Consider the following 16,424-nt stretch of genomic DNA (forward strand, 5'->3'; position numbering starts at 1 on the left):
AGGTGTTCGAAGTCGTCCCGCGTCTCGACTCGGTCGGCCCGGTAGTCGGCGTCCTCGGGTGGGAGCGGGGTATCCGGGTCCGGAACTCCGTTGTCCTCGATTTCGACGACTTCCATCTCGTCGACATTGACGAACGCAAACAGCCCCTCGATGGGGCGTGCACGGCCGTTATCGTTCGGGCTCGACCGGATCCATGAGATCGCCCGGCAGATCCGTTCGCCCTCGTGTCCCTCGGGCTCGAACCCGCTTGCGGCCCACGGATCGACCATGACGAGGTCGAAGTCCTCAACCCCGCGCTTTTTTGCGGCCTCCCGCCACTCAGGGTCGTTCTTGACCGCTTCCTGTGCCCCTTCTATTTCCTCGGGTAACAACCCCGGTTCGACGTCGGGAATATGCTCACACGTCTTGAGTTCTTCCTCGGTCAGCGAAACCGTCGCCTCGTACGTCTCGCGGTCCTTTCGCGCGACGATATCCACCTCCCGATCGAACGGATCGCCGGGCTCGAAGGCCTTGGTGGCGGATTTCGGTGGCTCATTCAACATCACATTGTGATACTGTACGCCACTACCGAGTTCCGACTCCGCCTCGAAGATGTCGACGGCCGTTTCGATTTCCTCGGCGGTAAGCTGCTCAAGCGGGTGGTCAACTACCGGAGTCTGTTTCTGCTTACTCATGGTTTTCCCGGCTCGATTCACGAACTTCGTCGGGTGAACGAGCCGATAGTTATGTGTTTGATCGGTCGGATATTGTGAGTTATTTACAACCGATCCGTAGTAGTCCGACTCCCGGATACAAACAAGATGGCATACGGAAGTACCGTCGAGCACTCATCTTTGTGATCACCGACATCGAATTGTCCACCCCGTATCGCCCACCCGAACGCCCCGGCGAAACCGCTATGCGGCGATGTCGTATAAAAACAAACTGAAATCAACCCCTATATCGGATAGCTGTTCAAGCGCCACCCACTTTCCGGACGAGACGCGCAAATGACTCACTTCGAGAACGGCCGGCGAGGGCGATCGCTACACTGCGTCGATCCCCTCGGCCCCTGTCCGGATCTGCCGGGCAGACTCGACCGGCAAAACGAACACCTTTCCGTCGCCCGGCTCCCCAGTGTATGCCGAATCGGCGATGGCGTCGACAACGTCGTCGGCAGGGATGTCGGCAACGACGCACTCGAGTTTGACTTTCTGGTGGAGGTCGACGCTGTACTCCTCGCCGCGCCACTGACCAGTTTTCGTCGGCTGCGATCCGCGACCGGAGACGTTTGAGACGGTCAACGACGGCGCACCGGCCTCCGAGAGGCCCTGCTTGACCGCCGAGAGCTTGTCAGGGCGGATGTACGCGACGATCATCTCTATGTCAGTCATCGTCGCTCTCCCCACTTCCATCGGCGACGGGCGTTCCACTCGGCCGGGAGGATCGCCTGTCGGTATCTTCGATCACACTGCCGCCGAACTCGGGGTACGTTTCGATGCCGTGTTCGGCAGCGTCCAACCCCTCGAGTTCCTCCTCGCGATCGACTCTGGCCCACCCGAGGGCGTTCAAGACGCTATAAATCGCGAGCGTGGCGCCGGCCGCCCAGACGGCCAAGACGACGACGCCGGCGACCTGGATCCCGAGTTGTGTGATCGAGAACGCCGACGTGGTGTTGACAAACGGATACGCAAGAGCACTGAGGAGGCCGGCAGACCCATGTACCGGAAACACGGCACACACGTCGTCGATCCCGACCCGCTCGAGCAAATCGAACACCAACACGACCTGCACCCCGGCAACGAAGCCAACCACGAGCGTCCCGCGCCAACTCGCGACTGCAGCGATGCTACAGACGCTGACAAGCCCAGCGAGAAGCCCGTTAGCGGTCATCAGTGGATCGACCTTGTTCTGCCTGATGTAGCCGACGAGCGCGGCACCGATGCTGCCGGCACCCATCACCAGCGCGGTGTTGATCGCAACGCGGCCGGCGTAAGCGTAATCAGCGAGCGCCAGCTCACCGGCCTCGTTGACTTCGAAGACACTGACGGCTGTTCCAACATTGAACCCGTACCAGCCGAACGCGAGAATGAGCGTTCCCAACACCGCGTACGGAAGTGAGTGGCCGGGAATGACGTTCGAGCTACCGTCGTCGTCGAACCGTCCGACCCGAGGGCCGATGACGGCGGCGGCGACAAGCCCACAGACGCCGCCGACCATGTGGACGATCGCGCCGCCGGCGAAATCAGCGAACCCGAGTTGTGAGAGGAATCCGCCGCCCCAGGTTAACCCCGTCGCGACGGGGTATATCACAGCGCCGACGAAGACGGTGAATACGAGGTATCCACCGAGTTGCGCTCGCTCGGCGACAGCTCCGGAAACGATCGACGCGGCAACCATCGAGAAGGCCGCGCCGAACAACAGACTCGCCCAACCGGTCGATCCGGCGCTGAGATGCGCGAGGACACCTGAAATCTCGCTACCGCTGGTGAGCGCGGCAATCGCGACTGAGACGCCTGCACCGACAATAAAGTACGCGATCACCCCGATACCCCACGTAAGCACGTTCTTTGTCAGCTGGTTTGCGACGTTTTTCGAGCGGACCTGGCCCGACTCGAGCATCCCGAATCCGGCGTGCATGAAGAACACGAGAAACGTCGCGACAAAAACCCACACGAGATTGACGCCCTCGGCGATTACCCCAGGCTCCGCCTGTAATGCGAGGTCGATCATCGCTGTACCTCAAGTGTGGGTAGTCGACGACGTGATATCCGATTTGGCCGCGGTTCAGTGTACTCCACTCCGCTTAGTTCGGCTTCCGTTGTAGCGGCGGGAGCCCCCGGTTGACCCTGACCTATGGGTTCTCTCATCGAACTCGACATTCCATCACGCTCGTATCTTTTTTCTTCGCTTCGTCGGCTCATTTTGGTATCTGTGCGCACACAGATGGACGAGTGTATGTTATGAGCTGGCCACAACTGTGGGGTAGTAAACTGTGTAACAGATACTTATTACCTTAAATAGTGAACAAACACTAGGTAACATAGAAAAATATGATGTTTATATGCTAATACGCCGAAGATAATAGAAGGTCTTTTTATCTGCGAAATAATTGGTAACGTATGGCAAGCGAACCCCGTATGTACCTCAAAGAGGTCGGACTGTCGAAGTATGAATCGTGTGCGTATACGTGCCTGCTTCGGCAGGGTGTCTCGACCGCACAGGAGGTTTCCGACGGGGCTGACGTCCCACAGCCGCGGGTGTACGACGCCCTCGATGCCTTGGCCGACAAGGGATTCGTCGACATCCAGCCGGGGCGACCAAAAAAATTCGGCCCGGTTGCCCCCGACGACGCGTTCGAACGCTTTCGAGAATTCAAACGGCGTCAGTACGACTCGGAACTCGCCGAAATCAAGCGCATCGGCGAACAGTTCGTCGACAGCGTCGCGGACGCCCCGGACCCAGGGGCGCAGTCGGAAATCTGTTGGACGTATTCCGACCGCCATCACATCCTCGAAAAACTCGCAGAGCTCACCGGCGCGGCTAATTCGGAGATTCGAATGATCACGACGCCGTTAAGCTTCGAACACATCCTCAACCACCACGTCGAAGCACTGAGCCGGCGGGCCGAGGCCGGGGTCACGATCCAAGCCATCGTCTCCGACGACGGTACCATCCCGCCAGCGATCTACGACCGTGCCAGCGACCTAATGCGGATTCGACGTGTCAATAACGTTGAAGGGCGGATATATCTCTACGACAACTCCCACGTTCTCGTCGCGTTCGCCGCCGACAACGACGATGGGTACGTCGGCATTTCGACCACGAGCGACACGCTGTACAAGACGAAATCACAGCTCTTCGAGTTGCTTTGGGCGGACGGCCGGCCACCTGACCGCGATGCGACGACCGCCGCGAGCACGGGTGGGGGCGGACGCGATATCTGAGCATACGCGGCCGTCGCGGATTCACCCCGGCCAGCGATGCACACCGAGCGCGTCCGACTACTTAAACCGGAACGTCTCGAGGTTCTTCGGCGCGAACGTCCGCATATTGAAGTCGTGATACAGCGCCGAGGAGAGGTCCTGTACAGAGGATTCGTCGCCGTGGACGCAGAGGACCTTCTCCGGGCGGGGGTTCATTGTCCGGACGAAGTTCATGAGACCCTGGCGGTCGGCGTGCCCCGAGAATCCGTCGACCGTTTTAATGTTCAGGTTCAGTGTGAGCGTCCCACGGCTGTTCGAGCGATCGTTCATCGGAATCTCGTCCCAGCCGTTCTGGATGCGTCGGCCGAGCGTTCCCTGGGCCTGATAGCCGACGAAGACGAGCGAGGAGTCGGACTCGGCACCGATATGGGTGAGCCACGACATGATCGGGCCACCCTCGATCATCCCCGACGTCGAGAGGACGATACAGGGGCCGCCGTCGGCAACCTCTTGACGTTCGTCCTCGCCGCCGTCGATATGGTTGAACTGGTCGGCGAGGAACGGGTTTTCGTCGTCGTGGAAGATCCGGTCGCGAAGGTCGTCCCGGAGGTACTCCGGATAGGTGGTGTGGATCGCCGTCGCTTCCCAGATCATCCCGTCGAGGTGGACCGGGACCTCCGGGATCTCGCCCTTCCGCATCGCCTCTTCGAGGACGAGCATGATCTCTTGGGAGCGGCCGACGGCGAAGGCGGGGATAAGGACCTTGCCACCCTCGGTCGTCGTCTCGCGGATCACCTCCTTGAGTTTCTCTTCGGAGTCGGCCTGATCGGTCTGATAATCGTTTCGCCCGCCGTATGTCGACTCCATCACGAGCGTTTCGACGCGCGGGAAGTCGTTGACAGCACCGTTGAACAGGCGGGTATCGTCGTAGTGGATGTCCCCGGAGAAGGCGACATTGTAGAGGCCGTCGCCGACGTGGAAATGCGACACCGCCGAGCCAAGAATGTGGCCGGCGTTGTGGAATGTAAGCTTTAGATCCGGCGCGATATCGGTCACGTCGCCGTACTCGATCGGGATGCAGTGTTTGATCGCTTCGCGAACCTGCGCGGAGTCGTACGGCGGCGTTCGACCCTCCTTGGCGGCGACATCGAGGTAATCGAGGGTCAAAAGCCCCATTAGATCCCGAGTTGGCTCCGTACAGTATATCGGACCGTCGTAACCGTATTTGAACAGAAGTGGTACCAACGCCGAGTGATCGAGGTGGGCGTGTGTCAACACGACCGCGTCGATGTTCGAGGCGCCCGCGCCGAGCGCCTCCGGCACCTGCAGATACGGGACCTCGCCCTTCGCGCCGGGCTTGTCACCGCAGTCGATGAGCACGCGCGTCTCGGGCGTGTTGAGAATGAACGCGGCACGACCGACCTCCCGGCAGCACCCGAGCGTCGTGATCCGGACCCACTCGTCGTCGGACATCTCCTCGCGGTGGATCTGGCGGCCGATCCGTTCGAGGATGTCGCGGCGCTCCTCGCGTTCCTGTTTGAGGAAGTTTCGGACGTTCGAGACCGTCGAGGACTCGATCGGCGGCGTCCGGACGACCTCGGGGGTCCAGCCAACCTTCTGGGTGATCTCTCTGAGCGTCGACCCGTGGCGGCCGATGACCATCCCCGGTTTTTGAGCCTCGATGACGACTTCGCCGGTATCGGCGTGGAAGTCGAGATCCGAAACACCGGCCTCGTCGGGGATCACGTCGAGAATCCGCTCGCGGGCCTCGGCGGGCCGCGCGAGGACGTTCGGATCCGGCCGGACCGTGATCCGCTTTCGGAGCTTCGAGGCGAGTCGCCGGATCAGATCGCCGTCGCTCGCGAACTTTTTTGGATCGCGAGTGTAGACGACCAACTCGGGCCCCTCGTACTTTACGTCGGACACGGAGATGTCGTTCGGCACTTCGCTCACGATCGTCGCCTTGATATCGTCGAGTTTCCGCTCTACTGCACTCATGCGTTAGAAATTCCTTGAATCGGGCTCCGGCCGCTCGCCGCGTCTCGCTCGTCGGTCGCAGACAGGTTCGCCGACTGCATACGTGTGGAGTGTCATTTGGATATCGATTGAGTCGGATCGGCGGTGGCTGTCGTCGGACAACGGCCGCGGGAGGTACCGGAAAACCCGCTCGTACCCGATGCTAACCCACTACTAATATAAAACCCTTCGCAAAGGACCGTATGAAGATCACGCCGGCGACCGTCGCCGAGGAGCACGAACGGCTCAGCGCCCGCGATTCGATCCCCGAACTGGTAAATGAAACCCGCGATCGGTTGGGGCCGTTGTTCGGCGTCGAGGTCGCCCACGTCACGGTCGAACAGTACCGAGCGGAGGTCGATTCGGTGTTCGCCGACGGCGACCGCGCGGTCAACGTCGCCGCCTTGTGCGGGTTGCTTCGCGACCTCGATTGCCCGGGCGATTACCCCGGCTTCGTCGTCGACGAGTTCCTCGGTCGGAAACTCGCCGCCACGATCGCCGGCGGGGAGCCGTTCGCCCTGCTCGCGGAGGCGACGTTTCACTTCGCCGACGTCCACACCCACGGCGGCCCCGACGACCCGGCCGGGGCTGACGACCTTGACGCCGCCCTCGCAGCGGGGTTTCAGACCCGCCTGCCCGGATGGGAGTGGACCGAGGGGGCGAGCCCGTTCGACCCGGAGCAGTGAGATCGATCGTATAAATACCCACACAACTATGGCCGAGAATGGAGAGGCATCGACGCCGTATCTTGTCGTATGGCAACGGTCGAAATGCACCTCAGTCGCCTCCGAACTGATCGGGAACGATGGCTGCTCTCGGCCTCCCGCATCGCTCTTATAATCCTCGTCGGGTGGTTCCTGCTTGCGCGATGGGCGAACATCTCCCTCGACATGCGGACCCAGGCGGGAATCTACCTCTTTGGGATGGTCGCGTTGAACCTCCCGTACGGGGGATACGAGCACATGTCCAATCTTAAAAACCGGGGGCTTCCCTTCGGCGCCCGATATATCGTGGTGTACCTGGCGATGGTCGCCGGGTTCGTCGCGTTGTTTTTTTACTCGCCAGTCGCCGGCCTCGCCCTTGCGATCTCCGTCGCCGTCGCGAAGGGCGGTCACGGCGGCCTCCGAGTGCTCGACACGCTCGTCGGGACCGATCACCTCCGGACAACGCCCCAGCGCGCGCTGGCAGCGTTCGTCCGCGGCGGGGCCGTGATGATCGTCCCGATTTACGCGTGGCCCGGCGACTTCGCGGCGTTCAGCACGTTCATGATCGACATCTTCCAGCCCGGCGCGTTCGAGGCCGTCGCGCCGTATTACGGTGATCTCAAGATCACTTTGGGCGCTGTCTTCGCTGCCGCCGTCGTCACCCACCTCGGCCTTGGCTTCCACCGGCGGGACGGGCTCACGACGTGGGCCGTCGACGGCGCCGAGACGACGCTTTTGATCGCGTACTTCGTCGTCGTGCCCGTCGTCGCCGCTGTCGGACTGTACTTTCCGCTTTGGTACTCGCTGCGACAGAGCGCCCGCGCCGAGGCAGTCCGCTCGGCTCTGCCCGATCCCGATCCCGAATCGATCCCCTCGCCCCACCGGGTGATCGTCGCCTTCATCGTCGGCGCCATCGCCACGTTCGGGCTTGCGGCTCTGATCGCGACGCTCGCGCCGAACCCGATGTCGGGCGGAACGCTTCCGGTGAGCGGCGTCGCCTTCTTCAGCGTCTTCATCAGTATCATCGCCCTCCCCCACGTCGTCGTCGGGGGTTGGATGGACACCGACCGCGGCATCTGGTACACCCCTTGATATGATGGAATCGACCCACGCCACCGACTCGACGCACCGCTCGGAGGAGCGACCGCTCGAGGGACGCGACGTTACGGTCGTTGGCGGCGGTTTCGGCGGTCTGTCGGCCGCCTGCTATCTCGCCGCCGACGGCGCCGACGTGACCGTCCTCGAGAGACACGAGAATCTCGGTGGCGTCGCCGGCCGGATCGAGACCGACGGCTTCCGGATCGATACCGGGCCATCGTGGTATCTCATGCCCGATACGTTCGAGCGGTTTTTCGGGCACTTCGGCCGCGACCCCGAGGCGTACTACGACCTTACCCGACTCGATCCGCATTACCGCGTCTTCTGGAAGGACGGCGACCGTGTCGACGTGCCGGACGACCCCGAAGCGGTCGCGGACCTCTTCGACGCCTACGAGCCGGGGGGCGGCGAGGCGTTCCGTTCGTATCTCGAGGGGGCCGAACACGCCTACGAGGTCGGCATCGAGGAGTTCGTCTACCGGGATCGCTCCCGGCTGCGGGACTGTCTCGATCCCCGGCTGCTCCGAGCCGCCCGTGGCGTGACGCTCTTGGATTCGATGAACGAGTACGTGGGCGAGCGCTTCGAGAACCCCAAGCTCAAGCAACTCCTGCAGTACACGCTGGTCTTCCTCGGCGGTGCGCCTCACAACACGCCGGCGATCTACACGCTCATGTCCCACGTCGATTACAACCTCGGCGTGTACCACCCGACGGGCGGCATCGCGTCGGTCATCGACGGGATCGCGGACCTCGCCACCGAACTCGGCGTCGAGATCGAAACCGGTCGTGAGGTGACCGCACTCGACCCCGGGGGCGAGGGATTCGGCGTGCGGACGGCCGCCGGGAGCGGGCGCGCCGACGCGGTCGTCGCGAACGCGAACCCCTACCACGTCGAGCGCGACCTTCTTCCCGCGGATCGAACGGAGTACGGCACCGACTACTGGAGTGACCGGACGTACGCCCCCTCGGCGTTCCTCCTGTATCTCGGCGTCGAAGGCGACGCGGAACCGCTCGAACACCACACGCTCGTGTTGCCGACCGACTGGGACGCCCACTTCGAGGCGATCTTCGACGACCCTGCGTGGCCCGAGGACCCCGCCTATTATGTCAACGTCCCATCGCGAACCGATCCGACGATGGCTCCCGACGACCACGAGGCGGTCGTCGTGCTCGTCCCCATCGCCGCCGGACTCGACGACGACGATCAAACCCGCGAGCGGTTCCGCGAGCAGGTCCTCGACGACCTCGAAACCCACACCGGCGCCGATCTCCGCGACCGGATCGTTCTTGAGCGGACCGCCTGCGTCTCGGAGTTCGGCGAGCGCTTCGGCGCGCCACGGGGGACGGCGCTCGGCCTCGCGCACACCCTCCGGCAGACCGGGCCGTTCCGCCCGTCGATCCGGTCGTCAGCCGCCGGGTCGCTGTACTACACCGGCTCCTACACCTCGCCGGGGATCGGCGTCCCGATGTGTCTCGTCAGCGGCGAGCACACCGCCGCCGCGGTTCGGGAGGCGGAGACGCAGGGCACCGTTTCGGCCCTTCTCGACCGTCGGTAGCGACGGTTATCCGAGTTGGTCGCCGACAATCGCGTCGGCGCGTTCGAGAAACTCGGGCTCGGCGCCGGCCGGGATCGTCGCACCCGCGGCGATGTCGTGGCCGCCGCCGTCGCCGCCGACCGCGCGGGCGGCCTCACCCATCGCGGCGGACAGATCGAGGCCCGTTCCGACGAGTGGCCCCGTCCCGCGGGCGGAGACCTTCGTCTCGTCGTCGCTCTTCTTCGCGAACGCGACGATGGGCACGTCGCGGGAGACGCCATCGGCACCCATCGACATCCCCGCGATGATGCCGACGATCGTCTCGCGGATCTCGCTCCCGGCGTTGAACCACTGGAGGTTGTCCTCGTGGGTGACCCCGTGCTTCTCCACCCATTCGATCCCCGCCGAGAGGTTCCGGCGGTGGTTCGCAAGCAGCTTCTTCGCCCGTTCGAAGGCCCCATCTCGATCGCCGAGACAGACCGCGAGGCCGACATCGGCGCGCTCGTATCTCGCCGTCGCGTTCAGAAGCGTCGAGAACTCGCTCGCATCCCGGAGTTCGGTGCCGACAGATTCCTCCGAGAGGACATAGCTCGTCCCGACCAGCCGATCGATCTTGAACGCCGGCACGCCGCGGGAGACGGCGTGTCTGACCAGCGCGCTCGCGAGCGTCCGCTTTTCGTCCTCGGAGAGATCGACCCAGCGCCGCCACTCGCTGTCAGCCCGACAGGACACGTCGACCCCGTCGAGAAACGAGACGACCCCGCGTTCGTCGTTGGTGATCCCCGGAATCCGGATGTCCGAAGCGTACTCGAGCAGTTTCGGCAGGGGGCGGGTCTGCTTGCCGTAGATCGCGAGGTCCTTTTGCTCCTGTAGGACGCCCGCCTCGACGCCATCATCGACGATAGCGGCGTTCGCGCCGTGTAACGCGCCTTGTGAGGCCTGCATGTCGCCGACGGCACCGACGACCGCGAGCGCCGCGAGGTCGCGGTTGTCGAGCCGTTCGTCAGCCGTCGACCGCGCCGCGAGCGCCCGAGCCAAGAGGTAACTCGCCCCCGCGCCCGACAGCTCCGAGGCCCCGTCGATCCCCTCGAGTAGCGGGTTGAGGTGAAACTCGGTGTCGGCGTCGGCTGGCTGGTGGTGGTCGGCGATCACAGGGACGAACTCGCCCGCACGCTCGTGCTCGGCGATAACGTCGAGTTGGCCACTGCCGAAGTCGGTGAAAAGCACCGTCCCGTACTCCCGGCCGGCGATGGCCGCGATCGATTCGGCGTCGAGTTGCTTCTCGAAGACCGTTTCGAACGGTATCCCAGCCCGTTCGAGCGCGGTTGCGGCGATCGCGGCGCTTGTCAGCCCGTCGGCGTCGATATGGGAAGCGAGTAGCACGCGGTCCGCGGCACACAGCCGCGCCGCACACGCGTCGGAGCGGGCCTGTAACTCGGAGACGGGGGCGTCGGCGGCAGCCATAGGGAGACGTTACCCGCTCTCCAATTTAAACCCCGGGACGGGCGTCCACCGTCTTTTTGCGCCCCGACATCGACCTGCCCGTATGAACGTCGAGTTCGGCACCGACGGCTGGCGGACGACGGTCGAGGAGTTCACCGAACCACGGATCCGGGCCGTCGGCCAGGCCGCCGCCGACTACCTGCGCTCTGAGGGCGAGGACGCGCCGGTCGCCGTCGGCTACGACCCGCGGGCGGGCTCTCGGGCGGCCGCGGAGGAACTCGCCCGCGTCCTCTGTGCCAACGGCTTCGACGTCCGCCTCGCCGGCCGGGACACCCCGACGCCGGTCGTCGCGTGGACGGTCCTCGAGCGGGGGCTCTCCGGCGCGCTGCAGGTGACCGCGAGCCACAATCCGCCGGCGTACAACGGCATCAAGTTCGTCCCCTCGGACGGCGCGCCCGCCCTGCCCAGGGTGACCGACCGGCTGGCGGCGACGCTGGCCCCACCCGAGCCGCTCGCCGAGGACCGGTGGGGCTCTGTCCGGGAGGTCGACCTCATCGAGCCATATCTCGAGCACGCGCTGTCGTTCGCCGAGCCGGATCTCGGAGGACTGACACTCGCCCACGACGCGATGCACGGCAGCGGTCGCGGCGTCACCGACGAACTCCTCGCCCGAGCTGGCGCGACCGTCACGCGACTGCGGGGCGAACGCGACCCTGACTTTGGCGGTTCATCGCCCGAACCGACGGTTGAGCACCTCACAGCGCTCGAATCTGCGGTCGTCGATGGAGACGCCGCCCTCGGCGTCGCGAACGACGGCGACTCCGACCGCCTCGCCGTTGTCACGCCCGGCCGCGGTGTCGTCGATCCGAACTGGGTGCTCGCGGCGCTGTACGACTACCGACTGGAGACCGGGGCGGGCGACGTTGTTCGAACCGTCTCGACGACCGCGCTTCTTGATCGGATCGCCGAGGCGACCGGCCACGCCGCCCACGAGACGGCCGTCGGGTTCAAGTGGGTCGGCGAGGCGATGGCCGACTCCGGGGCGCTCGTCGGCGGCGAGGAGTCGGGCGGGTTCGGGATCGGTGGGCACCTCCGCAACAAGGACGGCGTCCTCGTCGCGCTTCTCGTCGCCGCCGCCCACCTCGAAGAGCCGCTCGATGACCGGCTCGACCGGCTCCGCGCGGAATACGGCGATATCGTCCAAGACCGGCGCAGCGTCGACTGTCCCGACGACCGGAAGGCGACCGTCATTGGGGAACTCGACGCGGACCTCCCGGAATCGGTCGCCGGCAGCGAAATCGAACGCGTCGGCCGCACCGACGGGTTCAAACTCTTCTTGACTGATGGCTCGTGGCTGCTCGTCCGCCCGAGCGGGACCGAGCCGAAACTCCGGGTGTACGCCGAAGCGGACAGCGATACCAGAGTCGAAGAACTGCTGTCGTCCGGCGTCGCGCTACTCGAGCCGCTGGTGTGAGTTTGTTCGGTTCCTCGCGCTACCGCGAGCCCCGAACGCTACCGATTCCCATTTAACAGCGGCGGCTAATTGTCCCGACATGAGCAGGTTCGCCGAGGTCGACGACCAGTACGAACCCGGCGCGGTCGAGGAACGCGTCTTCGAGTACTGGGACGAGGTCGACGCCTACGAGAGAGCGAAACGGCATCGATCCGACGGCGAGGACTTCTTTTTCGTCGACGGCCCGCCCTACACCTCCGGGGCCGCCCACATGGGCACGACGTGGAACAAGACACTGAAAGACGCCTACATTCGCTATCTTCGGATGTGCGGCTACGACGTGACCGACCGCCCGGGCTACGACATGCACGGGCTGCCTATCGAGACGAAAGTCGAAGAGAAACTCGGCTTCGAGAATAAAAAGGATATCGAGGCATTCGGCGAGGAGAACTTCATCGGCGAGTGCAAATCTTTCGCCGAGGAGCAACTCGAGGGACTTCAGAGCGACTTCAAGTCATTTGGCGTCTGGATGGACTGGGACGACCCCTACAAGACGGTCGATCCCGAGTACATGGAATCCGCGTGGTGGGGTTTCTCGAAGGCCCACGATCGCGGCCTCGTCGAACAGGGCAAGCGCTCGATCAGCCAGTGTCCGCGGTGTGAAACGGCGATCGCGAACAACGAGGTCGAGTACGAACACGTCGAGGACCCCTCGATCTACGTGAAATTCCCACTGTCCGGAAGCGAGCACGACGAGGACTCGTCTCTCGTCATCTGGACGACGACGCCGTGGACGATCCCCGCGAACACGTTCGTCGCCGTCGACGCCGATGCAACGTATCAGGCGGTCGAAGCCGAGCGCGACGGCGAGACGGAGGTCCTCTACCTCGAGGAATCCTGTGTCGAGGACGTGCTCGAACACGGTGGCTACGACGGCTACGAGGTCCGCGAGAATATCCCCGGCGATGAGATGGTCGGCTGGACGTACGACCACCCCCTGCGCGAGGAGGTTCCCGACGCGCCCGACTTCGAGGGCGCACTGGCGGTGTACGACGCCGACTACGTCGAAGCCGACCGGACCGGGCTGGTCCACTCCGCCCCCGGCCACGGCGAGGTGGACTTCGAGCGCGGGCAGGAACTCGGCCTCGAGATCTTCTGCCCGGTCGGCCCCGACGGCGTCTTTGAAGACTCGGCAGGCGAGTACGCCGGGCAGTTCGTCAAGGAGGCCGACGAGGCGATCATCGCCCATCTCGACGCCAATGGGCACCTCCTCGCGAGCGAGCGCCACCACCACGACTACGGCCACTGCTGGCGTTGCGATACGCCCATCATCCAGATGGTTACCGACCAGTGGTTCATCACGGTCACCGATATCAAAGACGAGTTGCTTGCGAACATGGAGGGCAGCAAGTGGTACCCCCAAGAGGCCCGCGACAACCGGTTTCGAGACTTTATCGAGGACTCGCCGGACTGGAACGTCTCCAGGCAGCGCTACTGGGGCATTCCGATCCCGATCTGGGTACCCGATGCCGAGGCGAGCGACGGCGACGGCGACGTCGAGCACTGGGACGGTGACGTCGACAGCGCGATCGTCATAAGCACCCGTGCGGAACTCGCAGAGCGCGTCGACCAGTCGATCGATCCCGAGGCCGTCGACCTTCACAAGGACACCGTCGACGAGCTGACGATCACCGACGGGGGCGTCACGTACACCCGCGTCCCCGACGTCTTCGACGTCTGGCTGGACTCCTCTGTCGCCTCGTGGGGAACGATCGGTTACCCCGGCGACGAGGAGTCATTCGATGAACTGTGGCCGGCCGACCTGATCATGGAGGCCCACGATCAGACCCGCGGGTGGTTTTGGTCTCAACTCGGGATGGGCAGCGCCGCCCTCGATGCGGTCCCGTACAAGAACGTCCTCATGCACGGGTGGGCGCTCGCGGAGGACGGCCGCAAGATGTCCAAGTCGATCGGTAACATCGTCGCCCCACAGGAGGCGATCGAGCGCCACGGCGCCGACCCAATGCGGCTATTCCTGTTGAGCCAGAACCCACAGGGCGACGACATGCGCTTCTCGTGGGACGAGATGGGGAACCGCGAGCGCGATCTCAATATTCTCTGGAACGTCTTCCGGTTCCCGCTGCCGTACATGCGGCTTGACGGGTTCGATCCGAGCGTTGCGACGGAATCGCAACGAGGCGAAGGCGGCAGCGCCGCCGAAGCGTTAATCGACGACGCGGAACTCGAGACCGTCGACGAGTGGGTTCTCTCGCGGTTGCAGTCGGTCACCGCCCAGATGACGGCGGAGTGGGAGGTCTACCGCCAAGACAAAGCGCTCGATGCGCTACTCGAGTTCGTCGTCGAGGACGTCTCGCGGTTTTACATTCAGGTCGTCCGCGAGCGGATGTGGGAGGAAGCCGACTCGGAAAGCAAGCGCGCCGCCTACGCGACGCTGTATCACGTTCTCGTCGAGACGACGAAGCTGCTTGCGCCCTACGCGCCGTTCATCGCAGAGGAGATATACGGCACTTTGACGGGCGAGGACGCGTACGACACCGTCCACATGTGTGAGTGGCCGGAGGTCGACGAATCGTTCCGCGACCCCGAACTCGAGACGGACGTCGAGGTTGTCGCCGCGGTCGAGGAGGCGGGCTCGAACGCCCGCCAACAAGCCGAGCGGAAGCTCAGATGGCCCGTTACGCGGGTCGTCGTCGCGGCCGACGACGCCAGATCCGCCGAGGCGGTCGACCGCCACCGCGATCTCCTCCGCGACCGGCTCAACGCCCGCGAGATCGAATTGATCGATCCCAACGCCGACTGGGAGGAACTCGCCTACACCGCCCGCGCAGACATGTCGGTGCTCGGGCCGACGTTCGGCGACGAGGCCGGCGAGATAATGAACGCTATCAATGCGGTCTCGGTGAACGAGCCGACGCTCGGGACGCTTTCGGCGGCCGTCGCCGAGGAACTCGGCCGCGAGGTCGAGTTGACCGAGGAGATGATCTCGTTCAACACCGAGACCCCGGAGCGGATCGAGGGAACCGCCTTCTCGGTCGACGGCGACGACCGCGGCGTCGTTTACGTCGACACGACGCTCACCGAAGACATCGAGAGCGAGGGGTACGCCCGTGAGGTCGTCCGCCGAATCCAAGAGATGCGCAAGGAACTCGATCTCGACATCGAACGCGAGATCAGCGTCGACCTCGACGTCCGCGACGAGCGGGTGGCAGCCCTCGTCGATCGCCACCGCGACCTCGTCGCCGGCGAGGTCCGGGCCGCCGAGTTCGGGGCCGTCGGAGACGGTCACGAACGCGTCTGGGATGTCGAGGGCGTCGATATGTATATTTCGATCGAGCCCGTCAACGATCGGTGATGGGCGCCCGGCCGGTCGTCGTCTTCGCACTCGTCGTCGGCTGTCTTCTCGGCGGGGTCGTCGGCGTTTCGGGAGCGGCAGCGGAGCCGATCGAACTCGAGAACGGGCTCTCGCAATCGGGGACGGACGACCGAATCGACGTCGAGACGCGCCTGTCGATCCCCGACTCGACCGCCGAGTTAGAGATCACGATCCCGGCCGACACCGACGTCACCGCCGCCGAGGGCTTCGAACGAATCGACGACCGGACCTACGCGTGGACCGGATCGACAGCCACCCCGAGCCTCGAGTACGAGTACGACGCCACCGTCCGGGGCACACACCGCCGTCGTGAGGGTGTCACGTTCGTCGCGAACGACGAGTGGGCACTCGTCCGGACGCCGTCGGTCGGCGTCTCCTGGCGGAGCACCGACACCGACTCCGAACTCCTTCAAACCAACGCGGTCGACGGCGAGGGGATCGCGAGCACACATATGGCGTACCTCGGCCCCTACACCGAACACACAAGCTCGGCGGCTGGACAGACGTTCCGGCTTGTCGTCCCCGAGGCGGCAGACCTCCGCGAGGACCCCGATGAAATCCTCGGGGCGTTTGAAGCCGCCGCCGAGCGCCTCGTGATCGGCTCACGCCCCGACGTCTTCGCCATCGCCGCCCCCACCGCCGGCCAGACGTGGGGCCCTGCCGGCGTCCAACGCGGCCCCGGCGGCGACATGTGGGTACGAGACGCCGAACGGCTCGGGACGACGCGCAACACCTGGATCCACGAGTACGTCCACACCAGACAGCGCTACGTGCCGACCGACGCGACGCGCTGGACCGTCGAGGGGATGGCGGACTACTACGCCGCCCTCCTCGCATACGAGTCCGGCGACGTGGGCTACGCGGCGTTCCGCGATCG

Annotated in this window: 10 protein-coding genes and 2 pseudogenes; 7 read left to right on the top strand and 5 right to left on the bottom strand. The window is 64.5% G+C overall.

From position 1 onward, the window contains the following. The 3 genes and pseudogenes from ACI944_RS04400 to ACI944_RS04410 all read right to left on the bottom strand — a co-directional run. A pseudogene (locus ACI944_RS04400) lies at window positions 1–674 on the bottom strand (tyramine oxidase); the annotation flags it as partial. Window positions 675–1,025: 351 nt separating this feature from the next. Beyond that, entirely contained in the window at window positions 1,026–1,373 is a 348-nt protein-coding gene (locus ACI944_RS04405) for a P-II family nitrogen regulator (RefSeq protein ID WP_411717854.1), read from the bottom strand. Then, window positions 1,366–2,712, bottom strand: a complete 1,347-nt coding sequence (locus tag ACI944_RS04410) for an ammonium transporter (RefSeq protein WP_411717855.1) — start codon at window positions 2,710–2,712, stop codon at window positions 1,366–1,368. Before ACI944_RS04410 ends, ACI944_RS04405 begins: the two co-directional genes overlap by 8 nt. A gap of 389 nt (window positions 2,713–3,101) precedes the next feature. On the opposite strand from ACI944_RS04410, the gene ACI944_RS04415 reads away from it, so the two are divergent. Then, a complete protein-coding gene (locus ACI944_RS04415; RefSeq protein ID WP_411717856.1) occupies window positions 3,102–3,926 on the top strand; it encodes a TrmB family transcriptional regulator in 825 nt (274 codons plus the stop codon). 57 nt (window positions 3,927–3,983) lie between these two features. On the opposite strand, the gene ACI944_RS04420 is transcribed toward ACI944_RS04415, so the two are convergent. After that, the gene (locus ACI944_RS04420) at window positions 3,984–5,903 is read right to left on the bottom strand and encodes a beta-CASP ribonuclease aCPSF1 (RefSeq protein ID WP_411717857.1); all 1,920 of its coding nucleotides are present in this window, start codon (window positions 5,901–5,903) and stop codon (window positions 3,984–3,986) included. 221 nt (window positions 5,904–6,124) lie between these two features. Here ACI944_RS04420 and ACI944_RS04425 point away from each other — a divergent pair, with 221 nt between their 5' ends. From ACI944_RS04425 to ACI944_RS04435, 3 genes are all read left to right on the top strand, one after another. Then, window positions 6,125–6,607, top strand: a complete 483-nt coding sequence (locus tag ACI944_RS04425; protein WP_411717858.1) for a hypothetical protein — start codon at window positions 6,125–6,127, stop codon at window positions 6,605–6,607. Between the two features lie 69 nt (window positions 6,608–6,676). Then, complete coding sequence (locus ACI944_RS04430; RefSeq protein WP_411717859.1) at window positions 6,677–7,717, top strand: Brp/Blh family beta-carotene 15,15'-dioxygenase; 1,041 nt, start codon at window positions 6,677–6,679, stop codon at window positions 7,715–7,717. Between the two features lies 1 nt (window position 7,718). Beyond that, entirely contained in the window at window positions 7,719–9,278 is a 1,560-nt protein-coding gene (locus ACI944_RS04435) for a phytoene desaturase family protein (RefSeq protein WP_411717860.1), read from the top strand. 6 nt (window positions 9,279–9,284) lie between these two features. On the opposite strand, the gene ACI944_RS04440 is transcribed toward ACI944_RS04435, so the two are convergent. Beyond that, window positions 9,285–10,721, bottom strand: coding sequence for a DHH family phosphoesterase (locus ACI944_RS04440; protein WP_411717861.1), 1,437 nt, complete (start codon window positions 10,719–10,721; stop codon window positions 9,285–9,287). An 82-nt stretch (window positions 10,722–10,803) separates the two neighbouring features. Here ACI944_RS04440 and ACI944_RS04445 point away from each other — a divergent pair, with 82 nt between their 5' ends. From ACI944_RS04445 to ACI944_RS04455, 3 genes and pseudogenes are all read left to right on the top strand, one after another. Next, entirely contained in the window at window positions 10,804–12,174 is a 1,371-nt protein-coding gene (locus ACI944_RS04445) for a phosphoglucomutase/phosphomannomutase family protein (RefSeq protein ID WP_411717862.1), read from the top strand. A 79-nt stretch (window positions 12,175–12,253) separates the two neighbouring features. Beyond that, window positions 12,254–15,526 (top strand): isoleucine--tRNA ligase, encoded by a 3,273-nt coding sequence (ileS, locus tag ACI944_RS04450; protein WP_411717863.1) that lies wholly within the window; start codon window positions 12,254–12,256, stop codon window positions 15,524–15,526. Then, window positions 15,526–16,424: pseudogene (locus ACI944_RS04455) on the top strand (hypothetical protein); the annotation flags it as partial. The gene ileS and the pseudogene ACI944_RS04455, both read left to right, overlap by 1 nt.

Origin of the sequence: Natronomonas sp. (assembly GCF_046710025.1) — an archaeon.
Classification (GTDB): Archaea; Halobacteriota; Halobacteria; order Halobacteriales; family Haloarculaceae; genus Natronomonas.

Bases quoted from the DNA above. Each gene is read 5' to 3' on its own strand.
- ACI944_RS04405 (WP_411717854.1), bottom strand. From the start codon at position 1,373: ATGACTGACATAGAGATGATCGTCGCGTACATCCGCCCTGACAAGCTC.
- ACI944_RS04410 (WP_411717855.1), bottom strand. From the start codon at position 2,712: ATGATCGACCTCGCATTACAGGCGGAGCCTGGGGTAATCGCCGAGGGC.
- ACI944_RS04415 (WP_411717856.1), top strand. From the start codon at position 3,102: ATGGCAAGCGAACCCCGTATGTACCTCAAAGAGGTCGGACTGTCGAAG.
- ACI944_RS04420 (WP_411717857.1), bottom strand. From the start codon at position 5,903: ATGAGTGCAGTAGAGCGGAAACTCGACGATATCAAGGCGACGATCGTG.
- ACI944_RS04425 (WP_411717858.1), top strand. From the start codon at position 6,125: ATGAAGATCACGCCGGCGACCGTCGCCGAGGAGCACGAACGGCTCAGC.
- ACI944_RS04430 (WP_411717859.1), top strand. From the start codon at position 6,677: ATGGCAACGGTCGAAATGCACCTCAGTCGCCTCCGAACTGATCGGGAA.
- ACI944_RS04435 (WP_411717860.1), top strand. From the start codon at position 7,719: ATGATGGAATCGACCCACGCCACCGACTCGACGCACCGCTCGGAGGAG.
- ACI944_RS04440 (WP_411717861.1), bottom strand. From the start codon at position 10,721: ATGGCTGCCGCCGACGCCCCCGTCTCCGAGTTACAGGCCCGCTCCGAC.
- ACI944_RS04445 (WP_411717862.1), top strand. From the start codon at position 10,804: ATGAACGTCGAGTTCGGCACCGACGGCTGGCGGACGACGGTCGAGGAG.
- ileS (WP_411717863.1), top strand. From the start codon at position 12,254: ATGAGCAGGTTCGCCGAGGTCGACGACCAGTACGAACCCGGCGCGGTC.